This window comes from Paracoccus sp. MA (genome assembly GCF_020990385.1).
Classification (GTDB): Bacteria; Pseudomonadota; Alphaproteobacteria; order Rhodobacterales; family Rhodobacteraceae; genus Paracoccus.
The window spans coordinates 878,064-904,182 of sequence record NZ_CP087597.1 but is presented as its reverse complement, the minus strand read 5'-3'; the positions used below and the strand labels follow the sequence as shown (position 1 = coordinate 904,182).

Below are 26,119 nucleotides of genomic sequence, written 5' to 3'. Positions count from 1 at the left end.
TCCTCTGGATGTCGTTGTCGGGGCCCGCGTTCTGCTTGCGCGGCGGATTTGGGCGTTCTTATAGACCGGTGGACAACCCAAGGGAAAGGGATTCGCCGCCTAGCCCCTGCGTTTCCAGCGCCGGTGCACCCAGAACCATTGCTCCATATGGGCGCGGACCAGCCGCTCCAGATCGTCGTTCAGCGCCTGCATCATGGCCGCGGCTTCGCCATGCGGCACCGGCGCGCCGACCTCGACCCGGAAGCTCAGCCCGTCGGGTTGGCGCACCCCGGCGATGGGCAGGATCAGCGCGTCATAGCGCAGCGCCAGCTCGGCCGGGGTCAGCACGGTCCTGGACGGCAGGCCGAAGAAGCGCAGCTCGGCGCCGTGATCGTCGAACTGGTCGAAGCCCAGGGCCAGCCAGCCGCCGCCCTTCAGAAAACGCAGCATCGCGGCCAGCCCGGCGCGGCCGCGCGGGAACATCGGCTGCGAGATGGCGTTCAGCGCCGGGATGTAATGGCGGTTGAATGCTTCGTTGTTCATCGGCCGGTAGAGCGCGCCGACCGGCCAGCCGCGCCCGGCCAGCGCCGCGCGCATGGCGTCGTAATTGCCGAAATGCGCGGCGGCCAAGATGACGGGCCGGCCCGCCGCGGCCGCCTGCTCCAGCGCCGGAAGCCCGGGCCCGGTCAGCGGATCCGAGGCGCGGATGCGGTCGGTGAACTCCTCGCCCGAATAGGTCTCGGCCAGCGAGCGGCCGGCATTGTCCGGCACGGCGCGGGTCAGGCGGCGGATCTCGGCCGGGGGCAGGTCGGGGCAGGCCATGGCGAGATTGGCGCGGATGCGCCTGCGCCAGCCGGCAAGCGGGCCCAGGACATGGGCGAAGAACCAGCCCATGACCGGGATGCGCCGTTCGTAGGGCAGGATGCGGGCCAGGCCCATCAGCGCCAGAAAGGCGCCGTTGGCGATGCGGTCGCGCAGGCTGATGGGCTCGGGGGTTTCGGTCTCGCTCATCGCGGTCCTGCCTTCTGGGCTTCGATTCACGCGGGCCGGTGCATGGCGCGGGCCTCGCGCATCCAGACATATATGCCAGCGGCCACGATGATCAACGCGCCGACAAGGGTCCAGAGGTCGGGCAGGGTGCCCCAGAACAGCCAGCCCCAGAGCCCGGCCCAGATCAGCCCGGTATAGCCGAAGGGGGCGATGGCGGCGGCCTCGGCCAGCGAGAAGGCCCGGATCAGCAGCGTCTGCGCCGCGGTGCCGAGCCCGCCGAGCAGCAGGAAGGCCCAGATGTCGCCCGCCGCGATGGGCTGCCAGAAGAACGGCACCGCCAGGGTAGTGAGGATCGAGCCGACCAGCGCCGACCAGAGGACCGAGGTCGCGGTGGAATCGCTCCGCGCGATGCGGGTCAGGATCGCGCCGGCGGCATAGGTGAAGGCCGCGACCAGCGCCAGCAGCGCCGCGGGATGGAAGACCCCGGCGCCGGGGCGGATGATGATCAGCGCGCCGCAAAGCGCGGCAAGGATGCCGAGGATGCGCCGGATGCCGATGGATTCGCCCAGGAAGATCGCGGCGCCCAGCGTGATCAACACCGGGTTGATGTCCATGATCGCGGTGGCCTCGGCCAGGCCGATGAATTGCAAGGCGCTGAAGAACAGCAGGATCGAGCCGAGCTGCGTCACGCCGCGGAAGAACTGCACCACCGGGCGCCGGGTGGCCAGGGCGCTGCGCAGCCGCGGCGCGAAGATGACCGCGACGATGGCCAGGTTGGTGACGAAGCGCACCCAAACCACCTGCACCGGATGGTAGAGCGTCGAGAGATGCTTGCCGGTCGCATCCATCAGCGTGAACAGGAAGATCGCCAGCAGCAGGAGCAGGATGCCGCGCAGCTGCGTGGACCGCGCGGGATCGCCCGCGGGCGCGAGGATCGGCGGCAAGGCGCCGGGGCTGGGTTGGGGCGGTGTCATGGCGGGTCCCTCTTGTCCCCGGGGTTATGCCCGCGGGCGGCGGCGGGGTCCATGGGGGGCGGCGCGAGGGCCGGGCCGCGCCGTCGCATGAGTATTTGGGAAACGGTGAAAGGCAGCCGTGGCGGCTTTCCCGGAGCGCCGGGGCATGGGTATTCGGGGGAACGAAGAAGCCGGCGGGATGGGACGGGCCGGCGGGATGGGAGGGGGCCGCGCCGGGGCGGGCGCGGCCCGTAAGTGCTTAGCCGAGCAGGCGGCGGGCCTCGGCGACGGCGGCCTCGGCGGTGATGCCGAACTCCTTGTAGAGCGTGGGCGCCGGGGCCGAGGCGCCGAAACCGGTCATGCCGATGAAGCCCGAGGTCTCCTCGCGCCCGCGCTCGCCCAGAAGCAGCCAGTCCCAGGGCTGGCGCACCGCGGCCTCGATGGCGATGCGCACGGTGCCGGCCGGCAGCACCTGCTGGCGATATTCGGCCTCCTGGTCGCGGAAGAGCTCCATCGACGGCACCGAGACCACGCGGGTCGGCACGCCCTCGGCCTCGAGCGTCTCGCGCGCGGCCACGGCGATTTCCACCTCGGAGCCCGAGGCCATCAGGATCACCCGGGGCGCGGCGCTGGCCTCGCGCAGCACATAGGCGCCCCTGGCGGTCAGGTTCTCGCCCGCATCCTCGCGCAGCAGCGGCAGGTTCTGGCGCGACAGCGCCATGACCGTCGGGGTCGATTCGCTCGACAGCGCGATTTCCCAGGCCTCGGCGGTCTCGATCAGGTCGCAGGGGCGCAGGGTCAGCGTGTTGGGGGTGGCGCGGCAGATCGCCAGATGCTCGACCGGCTGGTGGGTCGGGCCGTCCTCGCCCAGGCCGATGCTGTCATGGGTCATGACATAGGTCACCGGCAGGCCCATCAGCGCCGAAAGCCGCATGGCGCCGCGCGCATAGTCGGTGAAGCACATGAAGGTGCCGCCATAGGGGCGCAGCCCGCCATGCAGCCAGATGCCGTTCATCGCCGCGGCCATGCCGTGTTCGCGGATGCCGTAATGGACATAGCGGCCCTTGCGGTTTTCCGGGATGAAGATGCCCAGATCCTTGGTCTTGGTGTTGTTCGAGCCGGTCAGGTCCGCCGAGCCGCCCAGCGTCTCGGGCAGTTCGGGGTTCACCACCTCCAGCACCATCTCGCTGGCCTTGCGGGTCGCGACCTTGGGCTTGCTGGCCAGCGCCTGTTCCTTGAGCGCCGCGATGGTGGGCGCCAGCCGGTCGCTGACGCCGCCCGAGATGCGGCGGGCGAATTCGTCGCGGTTCTCGGCCGCATCGACGCGGGCCGCCCAGGCCTCGCGCTCGGCCCGGCCGCGGGCGCCGATGGCGCGCCAGTCGGCCAGGATGTCCTCGGGCACGGTGAAGGCGGGCGAATCCCAGCCCAGCACCTCGCGCGCGGCGGAGATCTCGGACGCCCCCAGCGCCGAGCCGTGCACGCCCGAGCTGTCCTGCTTGTTCGGCGCGCCGTAGCCGATGATGGTCTTGCAGGCGACGAGGACCGGGCGGTCGTCCTTGCCGCTGGCGGCATCGGCCAGCGCGCGCTCGATATCGGCGGGGTCGTGGCCGTCGCAGGAAAGGGTGCGCCAGCCCGAGGCTTCGAAGCGTTTCAGTTGGTCCGTCGAATCCGACAGCGACACCCGGCCGTCGATGGTGATGTCGTTATTGTCCCAGAGCACGATCAGGTTCTTCAGCTTCTGGTGGCCGGCCAGACCGACGGCTTCCTGGCTGATGCCCTCCATCAGGCAGCCGTCGCCGGCGATGACCCAGGTCTTGTGGCTGCACAGCGCCTCGCCGAACTGGGCGCGCATCGCCTCTTCGGCGATGGCGAAGCCGACGGCGGTGGCGATGCCCTGGCCCAGCGGGCCGGTCGTCGTCTCGACGCCCTCGGCATGGCCGAATTCCGGATGGCCGGCGGTGATCGAGCCCCATTGCCGGAAATTGCGGATCTGGTCGATCGACATCTGCTCGTATCCGGTCAGGTAGAGCAGCGAATAGATCAGCATCGAACCGTGGCCGGCCGACAGCACGAAGCGGTCGCGGTCGAACCAGTTCGGCGCGGCGGCGTCGAATTTCAGGTGGTTGCGGAACAGGACTGTGGCGACGTCGGCCATGCCCATCGGCATGCCGGGATGGCCCGAATTCGCGGCCTCGACGGCGTCCATCGAGAGGGCGCGGATGGCGTTTGCGAGACGCCAGTGAGCGGGATCGGCCTTGCGGCGGGCGGCGATGTCCATATCGGGATTCCGTGCTGTTGTGTGGCGGCACGCCCTGATAGGCAGGAGGGCGGGCGGTTGCAAGCCGCAAGGGCGGCGAAGGGGCGGTTTCGCATGACGAAGGACCATGCCATCATCGGTTTCCGGCAGGATCGGATCGGCGCGCGGCTGATCTGCCTGCTCAATGTCATGCGCCTGTCGCGCAAGTTCGGCGTCCCCGGCCGCTATCTCTGGCTCTCGGAGCCCGAGGGTCCCTATCCCGAACTGGCCGATCCCCGCGATTTCCTGGCCCCCGATTTCGTGGCCGCGCATATCGACATCGTCGCGCGCCCGCCCGGCCGGACGGGCCTGCGCAACCTTCCCGCCGTGGCGCCGGGCATGAACAGCGCCGGCTTCGCCCGCAGCTTGGCCGAGGGACGGCGCTATGAATGCGACGCCATGTCCGAGATCATCCGCTTCATGGACGAAACCGAGGCGGATGCCGCAGAGGGCCTGCGCGCGGCCGCGGCGGAGCTTGCCCTGTCGCCGCGGCTGACGCGTGCCTTGGCGCGGGCCCGGCGCATCCTGGCGCAGGCCGGCGGCGGCCAGCCCGCCGCCATCCATGTGCGGCGCGGCGACATCCTGGACGGCGATCCCTGGTCCTATTCCTCCTGGGCGTCGAAATATGTGCCCGACGAGTTCTTCCGCGCCTTCGTCGCCCGCGCCGAAGGGCCGGTCATCGCCTTTTCCGACACGCCTGCGGCGGTCGAGCATCTGCGCCAGGGCGATCCGCGCCTGGTGCCCGTGCACGAGCTGCTGAAGGCCGGCGCCCTGTCCGCGGCCGAGCGCGACCTGCTTGAGCTCTTGCTGATGGCCGGCTGCGCCGAGGTCGGGGCGCCCAGCCACAGCGCATTCTCGCGTGCGGCGGCGATGATCGGGCATTGCCGCATCGTGGCCCTGCCGGCCGCGCTGCAGGCCGGGCCGCGGCTTGCGGCCTATGATGCGCTTCTGGACCGGGTGATCGCGCGGCCCGACAGTTTCTTCGCGCCCGGCGATCTGGCGCAGAGCGTCAGCTATGCCGCGCGCCATGCCGCAAGCTGCGGGCGCGGCGGCGAACTGGTCGACGCGCTGGCCGGGCGCCGCGACCTGCTGGAGCGGTTCCCGTTTCTTTACAGGGAGCTGGCCCTGGCCGCCTGGTCGGCGCGACGCAGGCAGAAGGCGCGGCGGTTGGCGCAGCAGGGCCTTGACGCGCCCTTGATGCGCAACCGCGACAAGCCGCAATGCCGGCAGGTGCTGCTGGTGACCGGCGAGCAGGGGCCGGAGCTCGAGGCCGACTTTCTCGGCATGCTCTTCACCGGCCGCGCGGCCGAGGGCCCGATCATGCCGGCGCTGGCGCATCGGCTGATCCGCGGCGGCGGCCCCGCCGCCCGGGCGCTGTGCTATGCGCCCGACCTGCTGCCCAGCCATGCCCAGCCGGATCCGGAGAATGGCAAGGGAAGGCTCCTGCCGCTCTGGACGCTGCGCATCGACTGGTCGGAATTCGTCCGAGACCCCGGCCCGCAGCGCGAATTGCTGCTTTGGCCCGACCTTTGGCGCAAGATCGCACCGGGGGCGGAAAAGCTGCAGCAGATCGAGGCGGCGCTGGCCCGGGGCGAAAGCCCTGGGCTTGACGAAAGGGATGCGGCCTGGCTGGGCTTTTGCGCCTCGGTCCTGCGGCTGCATGGCCGGCTGAACCGGGCCTTCGCGCTGCTGCACTGGCTGGATGCGGCGCGGCCCGCGCAGATGCTGACCCACAAGCGGCTGGCCGATGCCTGCTTCGCCGCCGGCAATCGCAAGGCCGGCGACCGCTGGCTGGGCTCGGCGCTGGCGCTGGCGCCCGACCAGCCAATGCTGCGCCTGTCCGCCGCCCTGCGCGCCGCCGAGGCGCAGGACGGCGCGCGCGCCGAGGCGCATCTGCAGGCGGCCCGGGCGGCCTGGCCCGGGCTGGGCCTGACCGAGACCCTGGGCCGCGCGCTGCGCAGGCAGATGCCTGCCGGCGCGCCCGCCTGCGCCGCAGAACCCGGCGCGACGCCGGGCTGACCGCGTCTGCGTCACAAAGGATTTGCCAAAACCCCGCTGGCCAAGCAATCTGGCAGAAAAAGCAATGCCTTTCGGCAACAGGGGGAAATGATGGCACGAGTTGCGACATCCGCGGTCGACCCGGTCGACGAGATCCTGCCGCCGGTCCGCATGGCGACATTGGGCCTGCAGCACGTCTTGGTGATGTATGCCGGCGCGGTGGCCGTGCCGCTGATCGTCGGCCGGGCGCTGAAGCTCTCGCCCGAGGACGTGGCCTTCCTGATCTCGGCCGACCTGTTCTGCTGCGGCATCGCCACCATCATCCAGTCGCTGGGCATGACGCGCTGGTTCGGCATCCAGCTGCCGGTGATGATGGGGGTGACCTTCGCCTCGGTCGGGCCGATGGTGGCGATGGCGAATGCCTATCCGGGACCGGAGGGCGCGCGGATGATCTTCGGCGCCATCATCGGCGCGGGGATCGTCGCCATGATCCTGGCGCCCTTCGTCGGCCGGATGCTGAAATTCTTTCCGCCGCTGGTCACCGGCACGATCATCCTGGTGATCGGCGTGACGCTGATGCGGGTGGGGATCAACTGGATCTTTGGCAACCCGGTCGGGCCGACCGCACCCAAGGTCGTGGACCCGGTCGCCATGGGCTGGCTGAACCAGCTGAAGGAGCTGGCCGGGACCGGCGCCGTCCCGGCCCTGCCGGACGGCTTTGCCCCGGCGCCCAGCGTGCAGAACCCGCTTTACGCCCAGCCCGTCAACATCGTCATCTCCGGGGTGGTGCTGGTGGCGATCCTGCTGATCGCGCGCTTCGGCCGCGGTTTCGTCGCCAATATCGCGGTGCTGCTGGGCATGCTGATCGGCGCGGCGCTGACCATCGCCCTGGGCCAGATGACCTTCGAGAAGGTCGCCGAAGCGCATTGGTTCGGCATCGTCACCCCCTTCCATTTCGGCACGCCGATCTTCGATCCGGTGCTGATCGTGACCATGGTTCTGGTGATGATCGTGGTGATGATCGAATCGACGGGCATGTTCCTGGCGCTCGGCGACATGACCGGCCGCGAGATCACCCCGCAGCGGCTGAGCGCCGGGCTGCGCACCGACGGCCTCGGCACGCTGATCGGCGGCATCTTCAACACCTTCCCCTATACCTCCTTCAGCCAGAACGTCGGCCTTGTCGGCGTCACCGGCATCAAGAGCCGCTATATCTGCGTCGCCGGCGGGCTGATCCTGATCCTGTTCGGGCTGGTGCCCAAGATGGGCGCGGCGGTGGAATCGCTGCCGACCCCGGTGCTGGGCGGGGCGGGGCTCGTCATGTTCGGCATGGTGGCGGCGACGGGGATCCGCATCCTCTCGACGGTGGATTTCGCCGGCAACCGCAACAACCTGTTCGTGGTGGCGGTGGCGCTTGGCTTCGGGATGATCCCGCTGATCGCGCCCGATTTCAAGCAATGGATGCCGCATGCCATCCACCCGCTGGTCGAATCGGGCATCCTGCTGGCCACCATCGCGGCGGTGGCGCTGAATGCCTTCTTCAACGGCACCGGCGGCGATGTCGAGGACGCCAAGCGCGCCGCCAGCATGGCCGATCACTGATCGGCGGCGGGCTCGCCGGTCGGGGCCGCCTCGGCCAGCGGCCGGATGCGCAGCCGGGTGACGCGGTTCTCGCGCCGCGCAACGACTTCGAAACGGTAGCCCTGGAACGAGAACACCTGGCCCGGTGTCGGGATCGACTGGGCCATGTGGATCACCAGGCCGGCGACGGTATTGGCCTCGTCGTCGGGCAGCGACCAGTCCAGCGCCCGGTTCAGGTCGCGGATGGTCATGGCGCCGTCGACCAGATAGTCGCCCTGGGCGTTCGGCACCAGCGACTGCGCGGCCTCCATGTCATGCTCGTCGGTGATCTCGCCCACGATCTCCTCGAGGATGTCTTCCAGCGTGATCAGCCCGCGCAGGCTGCCGTATTCGTCCACCACCAGCGCGAAATGCGTGCGCCGTTTCAGGAATTCGCGCATCTGCTCGTCCAGCGAGGTGGTGTCGGGCACGAAATAGGGCGGCATGGCGGTGCTGAGCACGTCGAAGTTGCGCAGCGCCTCGGGGCCGCTGTCCTGCAGCGCCTTGCGCACTCCGCGCAACAGGTCCTTGGCATGGATCACGCCGACGACGTTCTCGCGCTCGCCGCGATAGACGGGCAGGCGGGTATGCGGGCTTTTCAGCACCCGGTCCAGCACCTCATCGGCGGAAAGGTCGGCGTCGATCATCTCGATCCGCGACCGGTGCAGCATGATCTCCTCGACCGAGCGGTCGCCGAGGTCCAGCGCGCCCATCAGCCGGTCGCGCTCCTCCTTCTGCACGGCGCCGCTGGACTGGGCGATGGCCAGCGCGCCGGCGATCTCTTCCTGGACGGAAAAGACGGGGCCGGAATCGTCGGCGCGCACCCCGAACAGGGCCAGGATGCCGCGCACCACCAGCCGCACCACCATGACCACCGGGGCGAGGATGCGGGTGCTGATGCCGATCGGGCGGGCGACGCGGCTGGCCAGGTCCTCGGGCGCCAGGATGGCATAGGTCTTGGGCAGCACCTCGGAAAAGACCAGCACCAGCGCGGTCATCACCAGCGTCGCCGCCGCCACGCCGCCCGAGCCCAGCAGCCGGGTGAACAGCGCCGTCGCCAGGCTGGCGGCCAGGATGTTGACGACATTGTTGCCCAGCAGGATCGAGCCGATCAGGCTTTCGCTGTCCTCGGTCACCTCCAGCGCCTTTTGCGCGCCCGCATCGCCCTTGTCGGCGCGCGCCCGCAGCTTGCTGCGACTCGAGGCGGTCAAAGCGGTCTCGGAGCCCGAGAAGAAGGCCGAGAGGGCCAGCAGCACCAGGATCGCCGCGCCGGTCAGCCAGAAGGCCAGGTCGTAGTCCGCCGACCCGGCGGCAGGCGCAGGGACGGCGGCGGCCGCTGCCGTGGCCAGGGCGATCATGGCGCTTTCCCGTTGCGGCCGCGCCGCGCCAGCGGATGGTGGTTCAGCACCAGGTCGCGCATCCGCCCGTCCATGACATGGGTATAGATCTCGGTCGTGCCCAGATCGGCATGGCCCAGCAGCGTCTGGATGGCGCGCAGGTCGGCGCCGCCTTCCAGAAGATGCGTGGCGAAGGCGTGGCGGATCACATGCGGCGAGACGCGGGCCGGGTCGATCCCGGCCGCCAGCGCCAGCTGGCCCAGCAGGTTGTTCATCGCCTGCCGGGTCATGTGCCCTTCGCGGCTGGCGGCGGGGAACAGCCAGCGCGCGCCCTTGCCGGCGACCAGCCGGCCCAGCGGGCTTTCGGCGGGGGCCTCGTCGCGGCGCTTCAGCCAGGCGGCGAGCGCCCGGCGGGCCGGATCGCTCAGCGGCACCATGCGCTCCTTGCCGCCCTTGCCCCGGATGAGCAGCAGCGCCGGATCGCCCCGGCAGGCGCCGACCGGCAGCGACACCAGCTCGCTTACCCGCATGCCGGTGGCATAGATCAGCTCGACCAGCGCCAGGTTGCGCGCGCGCTCGGTCTCGTTGCGGCCGATGCGGGGCAGGGCGTCCAGCATGGCCTGCACCTCGGCGCGGTCCAGCACCTTGGGCAGGCGCTGCATCCGGCCCGGCCCGCTGATGCGGCAGGCCGGATCGTCCTCGCGCCAATCTTCTTCGAGCGCGAAGCGGAACAGCTGCCGGATCGCCGACAGCCGCCGCGCCCGCGTCGCCCGCGACAGGCCCTGGGCGTCGCAATGAAGCAGGTAGTCCTCGATCCCGTCGCGGGTGACGGTCAGCAGGCTGCCGCCGCGCGCCGCAAGCCAGCCGGCGAAATCCTTCAGGTCGCGGCCATAGGCCAGCAGCGTGTTGCGCGCCGCCCCCGCCTCGGCCGCCTGCGCGTCGAGAAAGGCCGAGATCCGGCCCTGATCGCCAAGCCGGCCGCCGCTCACGGTGCGCCGCCGCCCGGTCCGGGCGTCATCACCGGGGCCAGGACCAGCTCGACCGCGGCCTGACGCGCGATCTCCTGCTGGCCCAGCACCCGCAGCACGCGCAGGCCCTGCGCCGCGCGCGGCAGGTCACCGTCAAGCCCGGCATCCACGTCGGCAAGGGCGGCCAGCAGCGCCTCGCCCCGGCGGTTTGCCAGGATCAGCTGCGCCGCGCCCTGCGGCAGGTCCTGTTCCGAAGGGCCCAGAAAGGCGGGGAAAAGCTGCGCCGCGCGCGGCTCGCCCTCGCCCGGGGGCGGCGCGGATTCGGGCTCGCCCTCGGCGAAGCGCAAGAGCCACAGATCGAAGGGCTCGGCATCGGCGGGCGGGCTCTGCGCCACCTGCGGCTGCGCGGCCTGCAGCGCCAGCCAGAGCGCGATCTGCCCGGGCCTGCCGTCCAGCCCCAGCGCCCCGACCTCGGCCCCGACCATATCGGCCAGCGCCGGGCCGAGGCCGGCCTGGACCATGGCGTCGAAGGCGGCGGGCAGGGTCCGCGCCACCGCATCCGCGTCGCGCAGCAGCAGCGCATCGGCCAGCGCCTGCACGGCGGCGGCGCGGTCCCAGACCCCGCCCGAGGCGGCGGGCTTCTGCTCCAGATAGATCATGCGCAGCTGCGAGGCCGGGATGGCGCCGGCCCGCGCCAGCCGCTCGGCCGCGTCCAGCCGGGCCTTCCAGCCCTCGTTCTGGTCCAGGTCGGCCAGGGCGAAGGCCAGCGGCAGGCTGGACGAGGACAGGGGCTGGCCGATCGCCTCGTGCAGGCGCAGCTCCAGCGGCGTCACCACCTGCGGCGGCACCAGCTCCTCGCTGCTGTCGGAATAGCCGTCGTCGAGATATTGCGCCAGCAGCGCCGCCATCTGCGGGTCGATCCGGCCCATGGTTTCGGCGCCGTGAAAGACCAGCGCGGCGGCGGTCCAGTCGCCGCCGAGCGCCAGGCAGAAGATCCGTGCCGGGAAGCTGGGGGCGACCCCGGGGGTGCGGTCCATGATCTCGCAGGCATGCGCCTCGTCGCCGGACAGCAGCGCGATGTCGAAAAGGCGCCGGAAGCGCTCCGGATCGCCGGGACCGGCCGCCTTCAGCAGCTCCTTGGCGGCGCCGGTCGCGCCCATGTCCAGAAGCTTGTCCACGCGCGCCAGGAACAGCGCGCCTTCCTGCCCGGCCTCGGTCCGGGGCGGGCGCAGCTGTGCGGCCAGCAGCCGCCGCTCCAGCCGCCGCAGCGCCGGCAGGCGCGGGTTCGAGCTGCGGATCAGCCGCACCAGCACCGCCGCGTCGCTGTCGCCCCAGAGATCCGCCGGCAGTCCCGCCGCCCGGGGCGAGACGGTGCCCTTGCCGTCGGGATTGCCCTCGCCCAGCCGGGTCACGCCGACCGGCTCGACCGCGCCGGTCGGGGCGATGTCGCGCTTGGACCGGCGCTTGAGTTCGGGCGGCCGCGGATCGCCGGGCCGCCATGAGGAGATGCTGCCCGGCTCCTGCACGCTGCCCGACAGCCAGTCGCTGGCCGAAAGCGGCGGTTTGGCCCCGGCCGGCTGGGCCAGCGCCAGCCCCGCCGCCACGGCGCAGATCAGGGCGCGGGCAAGGCCGGAGCTGTCAGTCGAGGTCATCTTGCCCAGCCCCCGCATCGGCCCCGGACGGGCCGGCATCGCCGGCCGCCGCGGCGGTTGCGGTTCCGGCAGGATTGCCGGCGGCGGCCTCGGCGGCCGGGGCCGGGGTCTCGGCGCCCAGGTCCAGCTCGACCGGCATCCGCATCTCGCGCGGGTCCGAGCTCATGTCGCCGAAATAGGCATAGCCGGCCAGGCCCGCCAGAATCAGGATGACCAGAACCACCACCACCTTCAAAAGCCGCATGAAATGCCCCTTCCGCCTCGATCAGGAATGCCGGTCTGCTGCCGGCTCGCGCGAAATATATATGGCATTTCCCGAAAGATCACGCCATCAGTCACTCCGGTTGCAAAAGGCGGGATGCGGGTGGTGATGCGGCGTAACATCGTGCTGATCGGGATGATGGGGGCGGGAAAGACCGCGATCGGGGGCGAGCTTGCGCGCCGCCTGCGCCGGCCGTTCCACGACACCGACGCCGAGATCGAGCGCGCCGCCGCGATGACCATCCCGGAAATCTTTGCCCGCGACGGCGAGGAGTTCTTCCGAGCCCGCGAATCGGAGGTGCTGGGCCGGGTGCTGGCCTCGGGCCCCGGCATCGTCTCGACCGGCGGCGGCGCCTGGCTGCGCCCCGAGAACCGTGCCCGCATCGGCGGCGAAGGCGTCTCGGTCTGGCTGGACTGTGATCTCGAGACGCTCTGGCACCGGGTCCGGCACCGGCCGACCCGGCCCCTGCTGCAGACCCCCGACCCGCGCGGCACGCTCGAGCGGCTGCTGGCCGAGCGCAGCCCGGTCTATGCGCTGGCCGATATCCGCGTCCCCGCGCAACGCGGCGACAGCATCGAGCAGACGGCAAATCGCGTGCTGGCCGCCATCGGCGCGCATGATCCGGCGATCCTGGAGGATAAATGAGCATCGACACCGTTCACGTGGATCTGGGCGCGCGTTCCTATGACGTGCGCATCGGCCAGGGCCTGCTGGCGCGCGCCGGCGACGAGATCGTCGCGCTGGCCGGCAAGCGCCGCGTCGCCATCCTGACCGACGAGACGGTCGCCGGCCTGCACCTGCCGGCGCTGCGCGAGGCGCTGGCCCGGCACGGCATCGCGGCGCCGGCGCTGGCCTTGCCCGCGGGCGAGGCCACGAAATCCTGGGCCGAGCTGGGCCGCGCCGTGGAATGGCTGCTGGCGCAGAAGGTCGAGCGCAAGGATCTGGTCATCGCGCTTGGCGGCGGGGTGATCGGCGATCTGGCCGGATTCGCCGCCGCGATCCTGCGCCGCGGCGTACGCTTCGTGCAGATTCCGACCACGCTGCTGGCGCAGGTTGACAGCTCGGTGGGCGGCAAGACCGGCATCAACAGCCCGCAGGGCAAGAACCTGATCGGCGCCTTCCACCAGCCTGCGCTGGTCCTGGCCGATATCGACGTGCTGGGCACGCTGGCGCCGCGCGATTTCCGCGCCGGCTATGGCGAGGTGGCGAAATACGGGCTTCTGGGCGACGAGGATTTCTTCGGCTGGCTCGAGGCCAATGCCACGGCGCTGGCCCGCGATCCGGCGTTGCGCCAGCGCGCCGTGCGCCATTCGGTGGCGATGAAGGCCGGCATCGTCCAGCGCGACGAGACCGAGCAGGGCGAGCGCGCGCTGCTGAATCTGGGCCATACCTTCGGCCATGCGCTGGAATCGGCGACCGGCTATTCCGACCGGCTTCTGCATGGCGAAGGCGTGGCCATCGGCTGCACCCTGGCCTTCGAGCTGTCCGCGCGGATGGGCCTGTGCAGCCAGGAGGCGCCGTCGCGCGTCGCCGCGCATTTCGCCGCCATGGGCCTGCCGGCGCGCATCCGCGACATTCCGGGCGAGCTGCCGGACGACGAGGCGCTGATCGCGCTGATGGCGCAGGACAAGAAGGTGCAGAACGGAAAGCTGCGCTTCGTCCTGGCGCGCGGCATCGGCCAGGCCTTCGTCACCGATGCGGTCCAGCCGACGCTGCTGCGGCAGGTCCTGGCGGACTCGCGCTAGGGTCGCGGCTCTCCGGTCTCGGCCCCGGCCTCCGCATCGGTTCCCGCCTCGGCTTCGGCCTCGATATCGTCGAGGGGCGGCGGTTCGGTGCGGCGGCGGGGCGGCACCGCCTCGTTATGGCCCAGCTTGCGGTCGCGGTCCCGGCGCAGCGCGGCGCGGCCCAGCATCAGCAGGGTGATCGGCGTGGTGGCCATGATGAAGATGCCGATCATCAGCTCGTGCACCACCGCCCGCCCCTCGGCCAGCGAGAACATCAGCATCGAGGCCAGGATGATCAGCAGCGTGCCGTAGCTGTAGCCCAGCGTCGGCGCGTGCAGCCGCTGGTAGAAGCTTTTCAGCCGCACCAGCCCGACCCCGCCCAGCAGGGTCAGCGTGGCCCCGATCACCACGAACAGCGCCACGACAAGCGCGGCCCAGGGCGGCAGCTGGTGCAGATGCGTCATTCGATCACCTCGCCGCGCATCAGGAACTTGGCCGCGCAGACCGTGGTGACGAAGCCCAGCACGGCGATGACCAGCGCGCCCTCGAAGAAGAAGACATTGCCGTTGACCATGCCGATGACCAGAAACAGCAGCATGGCGTTGATATACATGGTATCCAGCCCCAGCACGCGATCCTGGGCGCGCGGGCCGCGCAGCATGCGCCAGCAAGCCAGCGCCAGCGCCAGGATCAGGGCGATCTGGGCATAGCCCAGGGCGAAACGCAGGATCTCGGCGGTCATTCGAATATCTCCATCAGCAGCGTCTCGTAGCGGTCGTGGATCAGGCTCTGCCAGTCGGCGTCGCTGCGCAGGTCGAGGACATGCAGCAGCAGCCGTCCTTCCTCCTGGTCGAACTCGATCCAGGCGGTGCCGGGCGTGCCGGTCAGGATGATCGCCAGCACCGCGATGGCATTGGGGTCGCGCAGGGCCAGGGTCAACTCGACGAAGCCCGAATTGTATTTCGGATGGTCGGGCCCCAGGAGCAGCACCCGCGCCACGGTGATGTTCGAGCGCAGGATGTCCACCGCCACGATCGCCATCAGCTTCGGGATCGCCAGCCAGCGCCGGAATACCGGCTTCGGCGGGTGCAGATGCTCGACCGACCAGCCCGCCCCCAGCGCGATCAGCGTGCCGAGCAGCAGATGGCCCAGGGTGAAGGCGGTCAGGAACAGCCACATCACCACCAGCGCGGCCGAGAGCAGGGGATGGGGCACGAGCCGGCTCATTCCGTCTCCTCCCCGTCGTTGCCGGGCTGCGGATCGGGGGCAAGGTTCTGCACCGGGGCCGAGCGAATGTCCTGCGCCTCGGCCAGAACCGCCTTGCGATAGACGCCGGGCTCGAGCAGCGCACTGGCGGTGGCGCTGGTATAGCCCAGCAGCGCCTCGGACCGCACGGTCTGCACCGCGATCATGCCCAAGAGCATGACCACCGGCACGACCTCGAGCGCCAGGATGCGCGGCGTCGGACCCTCTTCGGCCCAGAAGCGCCGGATGCCGAAGCGCATCAGCGAGATCAGCGCCCCGAGGCCGGACAGGATCAGCATGGCGGCATAGGTCCACAGGATCAGCGGCAGATGGCCGGCGGCAGGCAGGTTGTCCTGCACCGCACCGCGCAGGATGGCGAACTTGCCGATGAAGCCGGGCATCGGCGGCAGGCCGGCGATCATCGCCGCCACCAGGCTGAAGCAGATGGCCATGGTCAGCCAGCTGACCGTGCGATGGCTGGCCGGGGCCGGGGCGTCCTCGACCGTGTCCAGGCCCATCGGCGCCCAGCGTTCGCTGAGCGGGTCGAAGCCGTCCCCCTCGGTTGGGGCGTCGTCGTCGCCCTCGTCGTTGCGGCTGACCGGCTCGGCGATCAGGAAGAAGGCCGAGATCGCCGCGGTCGAGCCGACCATGTAGTAAAGCGCGCCCCCCAGCATCGAGCTGCCGCCGCCGGCCTGGGCGAAGCCGATCGAGGCCAGAACCGTGCCCGAGGAGATGATCGCCAGATAGCCGCCCTTGCGCGACAGGTCCGGAGTGCCGAGGATGCCGATCATGCCGAAGCCCATGGTCAGCACGCCGCCGATCATCAGCACCGGCGCGCCGAACCCCGCCGACGGCCCCGCATCCGGCCCCAGCACCAGCAGCGACAGCCGCAGGATGACATAGATCCCGACCTTGGTCATGATCGCCATGATCGCCGCCGCGGGCGGCGAGGCCGAGCCATAGGTCGAGGGCAGCCAGAAGCACAGCGGCCAGGCGGCCGCCTTGATCAGGAAGGCCAGCCCCAGGAAGGTGGCGGCGGCATGGAACAGCAGCCGCTCGGCATCGTTGAGCCAGTAGAGCGCCCGGCCGATATCGGCCATGTTCAGCGTGCCGGTGGTGCCGTAGACCAGCGCCACCCCGATCAGGAAGAACAGCGAGGCGGCGAGGTTCACCGCCAGGTAATGCAGCCCGGCCTTGATCCGCTCGGGGCCCGAGCCGTGCAGCATCAGACCGTAGGAGGCGGCCAGCATCACCTCGAAGAAGACGAAGAGGTTGAACAGGTCCCCGGTCAGGAACGAACCGTTGACCCCGGCCAGCAGGAACTGGAACATGCTGTGGTAATGCTGGCCCTTGCCGTGCCAGCCGGCGGCGGCATAGATCAGCGAAGGCGCAGCCAGCAGCGCCGTCAGCATCACCATCATCGCCGACAGCCGGTCCAGCACCAGCACGATGCCGATGGGCACCGGCCAGTCGCCCAGCCGGTAGAGCCCGACCACGGTGCCGCCCTGTTCGGTGGCGGATTTCACGTCGGCCATCAGCTCGACCGAGGCGAGGAAGGTCAGCCCGACCGCCACGAGCCCCATGATCAGCTTGGTCTGCCGGTTGCGGTCGCTGTAGAACAGCATGACCGCCCCCGCCACCAGCGGGATCAGGATCGGCGCGATCATCAGATGGTCGGGCGTGGTGCCGTTGTTCATCATTCGCGCTCCCTGCCGTCGACATGGTCGGTGCCGCTTACCCCGCGCGAGGCGATCATCAGGACGAGAAACAGCGCGGTGGTGGCGAAGCTGATGACGATGGCGGTCAGCACCAGCGCCTGCGGCAACGGGTCGGCATAGGCGGTCGGATCGACGAAGCCGCCCTTGGGCATGATCGGCGCGGCGCCGACATAGAGCCGGCCCATGGCGAAGATGAACAGGTTCACGCCATAGGCCAGCAGGCACAGCCCGACGATGACCTGATAGGAGCGCGGGCGCAGCAGCAGCCAGACGCCGGAGCCGACCAGCACGCCGATGGCAAGGGCCAGGATCAGTTCCATTCGCTCGTCTCCTCGCTGGCTTCGGCCGTCCGGGCGCGGGGGGCGACGCGCAGCGACTGGTGGGCGATGGCGATCAGCATCAGCACGATGGCGCCCAGCACCAGCGAGAACACCCCGAAATCGAACAGCATCGCGGTCGAGAACGGCACCTTGCCGATCACCGGGATGTCCAGATACTGCGCATGCGCGCTGAGGAAGGGATAGCCGAAGATCCAGGACCCGGCCCCCACCGCCGCCGAGATGGTCAGCCCCGAGGCCATCCAGCGCACCGGCAGCACGGTGATCCGCGCCTCGACCCAGCGCACATTGGCGGCGACATATTGCAGCAGCAGGCCCACCGCCAAGGTGACGCCGGCGGCGAAGCCCCCGCCCGGCAGGTCATGGCCGCGGAAGAACAGATAGGCCGACAGCGCGATGATCGGCGCGAACATCCATTGCATCAGCACCGAGGGCACGAAAAGATAGGCTTCTAGCGCCTGTTCCTCGGCGTCGAGCTGCGGGCGCGGGCGCTCGACGCTTTCCGGCGCCGGGCGGAAGCGGCGCAAGAGCGCATAGACCGTCAGCCCGACGATGGCGAGCACGGTGATCTCGCCGAAGGTGTCGAAGGCGCGGAAATCGACCAGGATGACGTTGACGACATTGGTGCCGCCGCCCTCGACATAGGCGTTGCGCAGGAACCAGTCGCCGACCGAGGCGCCGGGCGGGGTCAGCAGCACCGCCAGCGCCAGCGCCGTCATGCCGGTGCCGCAGGCCAGCGCGATCAGCAGGTCGCGGCTGCGGCGTGCCCGGGCGACCAGCGTGTTGTCGCCGGGGATCTCCTCGTCGCGCTTGGGCAGCCAGCGCAGGCCCAGCAGCAAGAGCGTGGTGGTGGCGATCTCGACCAGCAGCTGGGTCACGGCCAGGTCGGGGGCCGAGAGCCAGACGAAGGTGGCGCAGGTCACCAGCCCGGCGCCGCCCATCAGCACCAGGGCCGCGAAACGGTGATACTTGGCCTGCCAGGCGGCGCCGACGGCGCAGGTGCCGCCGACCAGCCACAACAGGGCAAAGACCAGCTCGCTGGCGCCGATCTCGGGCATCGGCACGTTCCAGTCCAGCAGGCGCAGCACGAACCAGGACCCGGCCAACGACAGCAGCACCATGACCCGCAGCTGCGTCTGCAGCGTGTTGGTGGAGAGCACCCGCAACGCGAATCGCGGCAGGCGGATGGTGAAGGCCTGCAGCAGCCAGTCGAAGCCGCGCGCGAAGTCCAGCCGCCGCATCAGCCGCGTGCCGTCCTCGCCCGAATCGATCAGCCGGCGCGGCAGCAGATAGAGCAGCGCGCCCAGCGACATGGCGATCAGGCTCATGATCAGGGGCGGGGTGACGCCGTGCCAGACCTTCAGGCTGAAATGCGGCAGTTCCGGGCCGACCACGGCCATGCTGGCGGTCTGCAGCCAGATGCCCAGCACCTGCTGCGGGAACATGCCGACCGCAAGGCAGATCGCCACCAGGATCGCCACCGGAAGGCGCATCAGCAGCGGCGGCTCGTGCGGTTCCCGCGGCAGGTCGGTGGCGGTGGGGCCGAAGAACACGGTGACGATGAAGCGCAGCGAATAGGCGGCGCTGAACGCCCCGGCCAGCACCGCGACATAGGGCGCGAAATTGTCGAGCGAGCCGCCGTTGTTCCAGACATAGGTCGCCTCGAAGAACATCTCCTTCGACAGGAAGCCGTTGAGCAGCGGCACCCCGGCCATGGCGCCCGAGGCGATGATCGCCAGCGTCGCCGTGACCGGCATCACCCGGGCCAGGCCCGACAGGCGGCGCATGTCGCGGGTGCCGGTCTCGTGGTCGATGATGCCGGCGGCCATGAACAGCGAGGCCTTGAAGACCGCATGGTTGACGATGTGGAACACCGCCGCGATCAGCGCGAAGGGGCTGCCGATCCCGGCCAGCGCGGTGATCAGGCCCAGGTGGCTGATGGTCGAATAGGCCAGCAGTCCCTTGAGGTCGTGGCGGAACAGCGCCACCACCGCGCCCAGCAGCAGCGTGGTCATGCCGATGCCGGTGACGATCTGGAACCAGGCATCCGTGCCCCCCAGAGCCGGATGGAAGCGCAGCAGCACGAAGACCCCGGCCTTCACCATGGTCGCCGAATGCAGATAGGCCGAGACCGGAGTGGGCGCCGCCATGGCGTTGGGCAGCCAGAAGTGGAACGGGAACTGCGCCGATTTGGTGAAGGCGCCCAGCACGAACAGGATCAGCACCGCGGGATAAAGCCGGTGGCTGGTGATCTGCGGCCCCGCGGCCAGCACCGCGTCCAGGTCGTAGCTGCCGGCGATCTGGCCCAGGATGATCATCGCCACCATCAGGCACAGCCCGCCCGAGGCGGTCACGATCAGCGACATCCGCGCCCCGTCGCGGGCGTCCTGCCGCTGGAACCAGTAGCCGATCAGCAGGAAGGACACGATGCTGGTCAGTTCCCAGAACACCACCAGCATGATGATGTTGCCCGACAGCAGAAGCCCCGACATGGCGCCGGAAAAGGCCAGCAGGCAGGAATAAAGCCGCGGCACCGGGTCGTCGGGAGACATGTAATAGCGCGCATAGAGGATGACGAGAAAGCCGATCCCCGCCACCAGCACCATGAACAGCCAGGAAAAGCCGTCGATCCGGAAGGTCAGGTCCAGCCCGATCGAGCTGACCCAGTGGAAGGTGCCGGTGATGTGCTGCCCCTCGGTCACGGCGGGATAGAGCACGCCCAGGATCACCAGGACGACGATCATCGTCAGCCCGGCCAGCCAGGCTTCGGCGTTGCGTGCCCCTATGGGAAGCGTGGCCGCCAGGGCGGCCGACACGAATGGCGTCAGAACAAGCAAGAGCAACAGGTTCTGTTCGACCATCGTGTTCCTTTTCCGGTTCGGGGTGCGCGCAGATAATAGACGCGCAGGCCCGGAAAACACAACCGACCGGGTCGAGAAAAACGACGCAAAAATCCAAGATCAGGAATATTTTATCGCGCTGCCGCGCAAGGCGCCGCGCCGGGGCCTAGCGGTCCCGGATTCGCGTCACGTCGCGCATCTGACCGCCGGTGACCAGCACCTCGACGGGCGTGGGATGGCTGATGAAATGCAGCGGGCTGGCGGTCGGCCCATAGGCGCCGCAGGCATGGATGGCGATCAGGTCGCCTTCCTCCAGCCGCGGCAGCGCCACGCTGCCGCCCAGCTTGTCGATCGAGGTGCAGAGCGGGCCGGAAATATCCTGCTTCTCCTCGGGCCGCGCGCCGTTCTCGTCGCCGCCCACCCGGTGCATGACGTAATTGCGCCGCAGCACCATGCCGAAATTGCCCGAGGCCGCGAGGTTGCCGTTCAGCCCGCCGTCGCAGATGGCGATTCGCGTGCCGCGCGATTGCTTGACCGAGACGACGCGGGTCAGGAACCGGCCCGCCGGCCCGACCAGGTAGCGGCCCAGTTCCAGCACCAGCCGGGTCGCGGGAAATTGCGCGGCGAAGGCGTCGAGTTCGGGGCCGATCTCGGCCGCGATGGCGGCGAGGTCCAGCGCGCTGTCGCCGGGGTGGTAGGGGATGCCCAGCCCGGCGCCGAAGATCAGCTTCTCGGGGTTCAGGTCCAGCGCCGCGCAGGTGTCGGAAAACACCTGCATGAAGATGCGCCAGTTCTCGCAGATCGCCTCGGGCTTGAGGCATTGCGTGCCGGAATAGATGTGCAGCCCGATGATGCGCAGGTTCGGCAGGGCGGCGATCTGCGGCAGGATCTCGGCCGCGTCCTCGACATCGATGCCGAAGGGGCTGGGCCGGCCGGCCATCTGGTCGCCGAAGCCCTTGGGCACCCGCGCCGGCGCGATGCGGATCAGCACCGGCTGGACGCGGCCCAGCTCGGCGGCGATGGCATCGGCCAGCCGCGCCTCGCGCAGGCTTTCCAGCACCAGCTCGCCCAGGCCCGCCCCGATGGCGGGGCGCAGCTCGGCATCGCGCTTGGCCGGGCCGGTGAAGCTGACCTTCGCCGCATCCCAGCCCGCCTCCCGGCTCAGCGCGAATTCGCCGCCCGAGGAGATGTCGAGATAGTCCAGCCGGCCCCGCATCCAGTCCAGCAGGGCCGGGTTCGGGTTGCTCTTGACCGCGAAGCTGACGGCGAACCAGCGCCCCAGATGCGCGCGCAGATGCGCGAGCCGGGCCTCGATCTCGTCGGTGGCATAGACATAGGCGGGGGTGCCGAAACGCGCGGCGGCCTCGGCCAGCTGCCGGTCCAGCGCGGCCGGATCGGTCGCCGGATCAGTCGCCGCATCAGTCAAGGGATTGCACATAGGCGAGGATGGCGTCGACCGTGTCGAAATTGTCCAGCGTCACGTCGCCCGGCTGCACCCGCACGCCGGCATGCTGCTCGACGAAGGAAATCAGCCCGACCATCGCCACCGAATCCAGCATCCCGGTCGAGAAGAGTTCGGTATCGCCCTCCAGCGGCGTGTCGATGTTCAGCTCGCTGCGGATGTAGCGGATCAGCTCGTCCTTGCTCAGGCTCATGGATTCAATGCCTTTCTGGTCAGTTCTGCAATGCGGCCTTGGCGGCGGAAATGATGGCGGGGCGGTCCAGCTTGCCGCTGGCGGTGCGCGGCATGGCGCCCTGCCAGGGATGGTATCGCTGCGGACGCATGTAATGCGGCATCGCCCGGGCGCAATGCGCGGCCAGCGCGGTTTCGTCGGCCTGCGGCAGATAGGTCACGACCGCGTGAACCGCCTGGCCCAGATCGGCATCCTCGACCCCGAAGGCCACCACGTCGGTCACCAGCCCGCTTTGCGAGATCGCATCCTCGACCTCGGTCGGCGACAGGCGAAAGCCGAGCGTCTTGATCATCTCGTCCATGCGGCTGACGAACCACAGGTCGCCGTCCTCGTCGACGCGCACCAGATCGCCCGACCAGACCACCGGCTCGTCGCCCAGCAGATGCGCCAGTTCGGGGCAGGGGCGGATCTTCTGTGCCGTCACCTCGGGCTTTTCCCAATAGCCCATGCTGACCAGCGGGCCGGCATGGACCAGCTCGCCCTGTTCGCCGGGACCGGCCGGGCCCTCGCCATGCTTGACGGCGAAGACCTGCGCGTTCGGGATCTGCCGGCCGATCGAGCCCATCTTGGCCGCGAATTTCTCGGGCGGCAGATAGGTCGAGCGGAAGGCCTCGGTCAGCCCATACATCAGGTAGATGTCGACGCCCGGGAATACCTGCGGCAGCAGCTCCAGGATGTTCGGGGGGATCTTGCCGCCGGTATTGGTGATGCGCCGCAGCGCCGGCAGGTCGGTCGGGCGGTCCACCAGCAGCCGCACGATCTGGTTCCACAGGGGCGGCACGCCGGCGATTCCCGTCACCGATTCGGCCTGGGCCATGCGGATGATCTCGGCCGGCATGGTCAGCGGCTGGTGCACCACCGTCCCGCCCGTCAGCAGCATGGTGGTCAGCTGGTTCAGCCCGGCGTCGAAACTGTAGGGCAGCACCGAAAGCAGCCGGTCGCTTTCGTCCAGCCCCAGATAGTCCGCGACCGAGATGGCGCCCACGCGGATGTTGCGGTGGCTGAGCATCACCCCCTTGGGCGCGCCGGTCGAGCCCGAGGTGTAGATGATCATCGCCAATCCGCGCGGGTCGGGTTCGTCGGGCGCGGAAGCCTGGTCGGCGGCAAGCGCCCCCCAGGGGTCCGCGCCCTGGACAAGGCCCTCGGCCTTGCCCTGAACAAGATAGGCTGTGCCCTTTGGCAAGGCATGTTCGCCCACGAGCGCCTCCAGCGCGTTGCGGGGCAGGATCACCGCGCGCGCCCGGCTGTCGCGGGCGACATAGGCCAGCTGCGCGGGTGTCCAGCGGATGTTCACGTTGACGACCACGGCGCCCATCTTCCAGGCGCCGAACATGGCCGCGACCTCGTCGATGCCCTTGCGCAGATGCACGATCACCCGGTCGCCGGGCCGGATGCCGCGCCGGACCAGCCAGTCGGCGACGCGCCCGGCCTCGGCCGCCAGTTCGGCATAGGTGACCGCGCGGCCCTGATCCACGGCGGCGGTCTTGCCCGGGCGGGCGGGCAGGTTGTCGGCCAGCAGGCGCCACATGCTGCGGTCGAAATCGTCACTCATGGGCGGGGGCCTTCTTCCTGGCGGCAAAGATCGGCAGGCTGGGATAGATCTTGGCGGGAGAGCCGATCACCACCGAATCCGGCGGCACATTGGTCGTCACCGCGGTATTGGCGCCGATCCGCACCCGGTCCCCGATGGTGATCGGGCCCAGCACGCAGGAATTCACGCCGATGAACACGTCGTCGCCGATCACCGGCGCGCCCGGGCCCATATTGGTGCCGATGGTGACGTTGTGCATCACCCCGCAGCGGTCGCCGATGACCACGTCGGGATGGATGGACAGCGAGCCCTCGGCATGGATGATGTGGAAATCCTTGCCCAGCCGCACCTGCGGCGGGATCCAGACCTTGGTCACGTTCAGGATCAGCACCTTCATCAGCGCGTAGGGCTTGCTGGCCAGCCAGCGCAGCAGCGGATTCTTCAGCCCGATGGCCCAACGGCCGTAGCGATAGACGGCAAGCGAGACGAAGGCGGGTTCGGTCAGCGAACGGCCGTGTCGTCTGTAGTCGTCCCGGAGAGTTTCAAACATCACCATACACTTGTTTAATGACTTCGGCGGGAAATAAGCTCGCCCGGCCCCATATTCCGATCTCTCGCCGCAAACTCAACCTGACTGTTAGGACGGGTTTCAGGGGTTTTCGGCGGCGATCAGGTCCAGGGTGCGCCGAATCTGGTCCCATTCGACCCGGTAGCCGCCCGCCGTTCCCTCGCCGACCACCATGGCGTAGCGCTGCTGCCAGCAATCCGTCAGCAGCTTCAGCGAGGTCGTCACCCGGTCCGCCGGCTGCAGCGTCAGCACCGTGCCGCCCGGGGCCATGGCGACCACGCCATGGGCGAGCTGGCTGCCCTCGACGCCCACCACCAGCCGGGCGGCGCCCGCCGCCTCGGCCATCTGGTCGGCGTCGTGGCGGTCGATATAGAGCGTGCGGAAACCGTATTCGGCCTCCAGCCGCTCGGCGATCTCGGCCTCGTTCTCCAGGATGCGGGCATCGCCGCTGGCGCCGCGGAAGATGAAGACGCCGGGCAGGGGCTTCAGCGCGCGGTCCTTGAGGATGCGGGCGCGATTCTCTTGCGCGCGGGCGCGGCGGTGGCTGTTGTTGTGCAGGTCGTCGAACAGGATCAATTCGTCGAAATGCGCATCGCCGATGCGCCGGGGCGTCATGTCCAGCAATTCCTCGTAACGCGCGATATGGCCGCCGCGGGCAGGGGCAGAGGTTGCGGGCGCGCCGGCCGCCTCGGCCAGACGATAGGCGAGGCAGTCGTTCAAGAGCCAGTTGCCGAACCAGCGGTTGCCGATCCAGCTTTCGTAAAGCGCGCCCGACAGGCTTTCGCGCGGGCGGGCATAGGTCAGGCCGGAATGCCTGCGCTGGCGCAGGTGACGCTCGCCCCCCAGGGCATGCAGCACGCCGTCGACGAAATCGACGTCGCGAAAGCGGTAGCCCATGGTCGGCGGCGTGCGCTCGGCGGGGTCGCCCTGCATCTGCGCCAGAATGTCGGGCAGGGCGCCGAATTCGGTGCGCGCGATATGGTCGATCTGGTCGGGCAGCCAGATGCCCGGCGTGATCTCGACCACCTCGGCGGGGCAGATCTCCCAGCGTTCGACGGCGGTGTCGAAGAAATCCGCCTGGCCCAGACCGAAAAGACGACGCAGGCGGTTATGGATCGGTCTGAGGGAATGCATGGCGGCTCGGCTGGGCAGGTTCGGGACGAGTTTGAGGTCGCAAGGCGGCGCGTGCAAGCGGGATCAGCCGCTTCCGCCGGAATCCGGCGCCGTCAACGCCTGGATCAGCGTCCTGGCGATCATGGCATGGTCCGCGGCGGAAGGGTGCCACAGGCAGGCATTGCGTTTCGGGTCGCCCAGAACGACCAGCCGGTTGGCAATGCCCCTGGCGGTCAGCAGGTCCGAGGCGCTGCGATGCGCCTCGACCAGTTCGGGCCCGTATTCGCCGAAGGCAAGCAGGACGATCTGCGCACCGGGATTTTCCTGCATGCGGGCGGCGGCGAAATCGGCCAGCGCCGGGGCGAAATCACGGCGCAGCTGGCTCGGGTCGCTCCAGCGTTCGCCCGGAGCGAGCGCCGAGCCGAAGACATTCGAGCCGAGCGCGATGACGACGATATCGGCCTGGCGCTGGGGCAGGGCGGTCGCTTCGGCATCCCCCGGCAGGGCCAGCGGATAGAGCCGCTCCATGGTGCGCTCGGGGTCGGCGCCGCCATAGTTGCGCAAGAGCCCGATGCCCGAGCGGGCGACCATCCGGTAATCCGCATCCAGCGCCGCCGCCACCTGCGGGCCGAAGCTGCGGCTGGTATCGGTGGCGGCATAGACCTCCTCCTCGCTGCAATCGCGGCGCTCGGCGGTATTGGCGAAGCCCAGCGTGTCGGAATCGCCGATGAACTCGATCAGCCTCGGGACGGGCTCGGGCGGAGGCAGCGCCGCGGCCGAGCCGTACAGGAAGAAGCCGCCGAACAGCGCCGGTTCCCAGGATTCGCTGATCTTTTCGGCGCGGACCTCGTGCGGGCCGGGGGCCAGCCCCTCGATTCGCAAGTCCTGCCGGCCCGGGCGCGAAAGCTCGACCGCCTCGCCGTCCAGGATCACCCGCCAGCGATTGACCGCATCGTCGAAGCGCAGGGTGATTCCCGTCCCCGCGAACCGGGCCGAGGCGTGGAACCCTGGCCATTCGTGGCGATAGCCTTCGCCCGAGGAATCGGCCGCTACGCGGCCCGTCACCTGGGCAGGCAGGGCGGTCAACCGGGGCTGCGGCGCGACCAGCCGCGCCTGGAAGCCCAGGCCTTCGGCGAGGAGGAGCTGCGGCACCGGCGTCGCCGGGCGCGGCGGTTCTGGCCAGGCGACAAACGCGACCAGCGCGGCGAGCCCCAGGCCGAAAACCCCGGCGCCGATCCGTTTCATCCGTCCCGCACTCATGACCACCCATCCGCCGCCCGCATTCACGATCCT

Annotated in this window: 23 protein-coding genes; 4 read left to right on the top strand and 19 right to left on the bottom strand. The window is 69.7% G+C overall.

The window, feature by feature from the left end:
* Positions 1–99: 99 nt before the first annotated feature.
* The 3 genes from LOS78_RS04410 to tkt form a co-directional block, all read right to left on the bottom strand.
* Positions 100–990 carry a lysophospholipid acyltransferase family protein gene (locus tag LOS78_RS04410; RefSeq protein ID WP_051416105.1) on the bottom strand — a complete coding sequence of 297 codons (891 nt, stop codon included), beginning with the start codon at positions 988–990 and terminating at the stop codon, positions 100–102.
* Positions 991–1,016: 26 nt separating this feature from the next.
* Positions 1,017–1,943 (bottom strand): DMT family transporter, encoded by a 927-nt coding sequence (locus tag LOS78_RS04405; RefSeq protein ID WP_230375712.1) that lies wholly within the window; start codon positions 1,941–1,943, stop codon positions 1,017–1,019.
* A gap of 238 nt (positions 1,944–2,181) precedes the next feature.
* A complete protein-coding gene (gene tkt / locus LOS78_RS04400) occupies positions 2,182–4,200 on the bottom strand; it encodes a transketolase (RefSeq protein WP_230375709.1) in 2,019 nt (672 codons plus the stop codon).
* A 93-nt stretch (positions 4,201–4,293) separates the two neighbouring features.
* On the opposite strand from tkt, the gene LOS78_RS04395 reads away from it, so the two are divergent.
* Positions 4,294–6,237 carry a hypothetical protein gene (locus LOS78_RS04395; RefSeq protein WP_230375706.1) on the top strand — a complete coding sequence of 648 codons (1,944 nt, stop codon included), beginning with the start codon at positions 4,294–4,296 and terminating at the stop codon, positions 6,235–6,237.
* 90 nt (positions 6,238–6,327) lie between these two features.
* On the top strand, positions 6,328–7,818 hold the full coding sequence (locus tag LOS78_RS04390; RefSeq protein ID WP_028711149.1) for a nucleobase:cation symporter-2 family protein: 1,491 nt from the start codon (positions 6,328–6,330) through the stop codon (positions 7,816–7,818).
* On the opposite strand, the gene LOS78_RS04385 is transcribed toward LOS78_RS04390, so the two are convergent.
* Genes LOS78_RS04385 through LOS78_RS04370 form a run of 4 tightly spaced genes read right to left on the bottom strand, consistent with a single transcriptional unit; the run spans position 7,812 to position 12,037 of the window.
* Positions 7,812–9,194: an HlyC/CorC family transporter gene (locus tag LOS78_RS04385; RefSeq protein ID WP_230375702.1), complete on the bottom strand. Its 1,383-nt coding sequence runs from the start codon at positions 9,192–9,194 to the stop codon at positions 7,812–7,814. The genes LOS78_RS04390 and LOS78_RS04385 overlap by 7 nt on opposite strands.
* Entirely contained in the window at positions 9,191–10,162 is a 972-nt protein-coding gene (locus LOS78_RS04380) for a tyrosine recombinase (protein WP_028711147.1), read from the bottom strand. The genes LOS78_RS04385 and LOS78_RS04380 overlap by 4 nt, the downstream gene beginning before the upstream one ends.
* On the bottom strand, positions 10,159–11,793 hold the full coding sequence (locus LOS78_RS04375; protein WP_230375692.1) for a hypothetical protein: 1,635 nt from the start codon (positions 11,791–11,793) through the stop codon (positions 10,159–10,161). The genes LOS78_RS04380 and LOS78_RS04375 overlap by 4 nt, the downstream gene beginning before the upstream one ends.
* Positions 11,780–12,037: a hypothetical protein gene (locus tag LOS78_RS04370; protein WP_230375682.1), complete on the bottom strand. Its 258-nt coding sequence runs from the start codon at positions 12,035–12,037 to the stop codon at positions 11,780–11,782. Before LOS78_RS04370 ends, LOS78_RS04375 begins: the two co-directional genes overlap by 14 nt.
* Before the next feature lie 126 nt (positions 12,038–12,163).
* On the opposite strand from LOS78_RS04370, the gene LOS78_RS04365 reads away from it, so the two are divergent.
* Positions 12,164–12,700, top strand: coding sequence for a shikimate kinase (locus LOS78_RS04365; RefSeq protein WP_028711144.1), 537 nt, complete (start codon positions 12,164–12,166; stop codon positions 12,698–12,700).
* Positions 12,697–13,800 (top strand): 3-dehydroquinate synthase, encoded by a 1,104-nt coding sequence (aroB, locus tag LOS78_RS04360; protein WP_230375680.1) that lies wholly within the window; start codon positions 12,697–12,699, stop codon positions 13,798–13,800. The genes LOS78_RS04365 and aroB overlap by 4 nt, the downstream gene beginning before the upstream one ends.
* On the opposite strand, the gene mnhG is transcribed toward aroB, so the two are convergent.
* The 12 genes from mnhG to LOS78_RS04300 form a co-directional block, all read right to left on the bottom strand.
* Positions 13,797–14,243 (bottom strand): monovalent cation/H(+) antiporter subunit G, encoded by a 447-nt coding sequence (gene mnhG / locus LOS78_RS04355; protein ID WP_230375679.1) that lies wholly within the window; start codon positions 14,241–14,243, stop codon positions 13,797–13,799. The genes aroB and mnhG overlap by 4 nt on opposite strands.
* Positions 14,240–14,521, bottom strand: coding sequence for a K+/H+ antiporter subunit F (locus LOS78_RS04350; RefSeq protein WP_028717579.1), 282 nt, complete (start codon positions 14,519–14,521; stop codon positions 14,240–14,242). Before LOS78_RS04350 ends, mnhG begins: the two co-directional genes overlap by 4 nt.
* Positions 14,518–15,006 (bottom strand): Na+/H+ antiporter subunit E, encoded by a 489-nt coding sequence (locus LOS78_RS04345; protein WP_028717580.1) that lies wholly within the window; start codon positions 15,004–15,006, stop codon positions 14,518–14,520. Before LOS78_RS04345 ends, LOS78_RS04350 begins: the two co-directional genes overlap by 4 nt.
* On the bottom strand, positions 15,003–16,724 hold the full coding sequence (locus tag LOS78_RS04340) for a monovalent cation/H+ antiporter subunit D (protein ID WP_371824693.1): 1,722 nt from the start codon (positions 16,722–16,724) through the stop codon (positions 15,003–15,005). The genes LOS78_RS04345 and LOS78_RS04340 overlap by 4 nt, the downstream gene beginning before the upstream one ends.
* Entirely contained in the window at positions 16,721–17,062 is a 342-nt protein-coding gene (locus tag LOS78_RS04335) for a Na+/H+ antiporter subunit C (protein ID WP_028711139.1), read from the bottom strand. Before LOS78_RS04335 ends, LOS78_RS04340 begins: the two co-directional genes overlap by 4 nt.
* Entirely contained in the window at positions 17,053–19,941 is a 2,889-nt protein-coding gene (locus tag LOS78_RS04330; RefSeq protein ID WP_230375676.1) for a monovalent cation/H+ antiporter subunit A, read from the bottom strand. Before LOS78_RS04330 ends, LOS78_RS04335 begins: the two co-directional genes overlap by 10 nt.
* Before the next feature lie 145 nt (positions 19,942–20,086).
* Positions 20,087–21,346: a type III PLP-dependent enzyme gene (locus tag LOS78_RS04325; RefSeq protein ID WP_230375672.1), complete on the bottom strand. Its 1,260-nt coding sequence runs from the start codon at positions 21,344–21,346 to the stop codon at positions 20,087–20,089.
* Positions 21,339–21,575, bottom strand: a complete 237-nt coding sequence (locus LOS78_RS04320) for an acyl carrier protein (protein WP_028711136.1) — start codon at positions 21,573–21,575, stop codon at positions 21,339–21,341. Before LOS78_RS04320 ends, LOS78_RS04325 begins: the two co-directional genes overlap by 8 nt.
* Positions 21,576–21,594: 19 nt before the next feature.
* A complete protein-coding gene (locus LOS78_RS04315) occupies positions 21,595–23,166 on the bottom strand; it encodes an AMP-binding protein (protein WP_230375670.1) in 1,572 nt (523 codons plus the stop codon).
* Positions 23,159–23,695, bottom strand: a complete 537-nt coding sequence (locus tag LOS78_RS04310; RefSeq protein ID WP_230375663.1) for a serine O-acetyltransferase — start codon at positions 23,693–23,695, stop codon at positions 23,159–23,161. The genes LOS78_RS04315 and LOS78_RS04310 overlap by 8 nt, the downstream gene beginning before the upstream one ends.
* A gap of 99 nt (positions 23,696–23,794) precedes the next feature.
* Entirely contained in the window at positions 23,795–24,847 is a 1,053-nt protein-coding gene (locus LOS78_RS04305; protein WP_230375661.1) for a glycosyltransferase family 61 protein, read from the bottom strand.
* Between the two features lie 63 nt (positions 24,848–24,910).
* Positions 24,911–26,071: an SGNH/GDSL hydrolase family protein gene (locus LOS78_RS04300; RefSeq protein ID WP_230375659.1), complete on the bottom strand. Its 1,161-nt coding sequence runs from the start codon at positions 26,069–26,071 to the stop codon at positions 24,911–24,913.
* Positions 26,072–26,119: the final 48 nt, after the last annotated feature.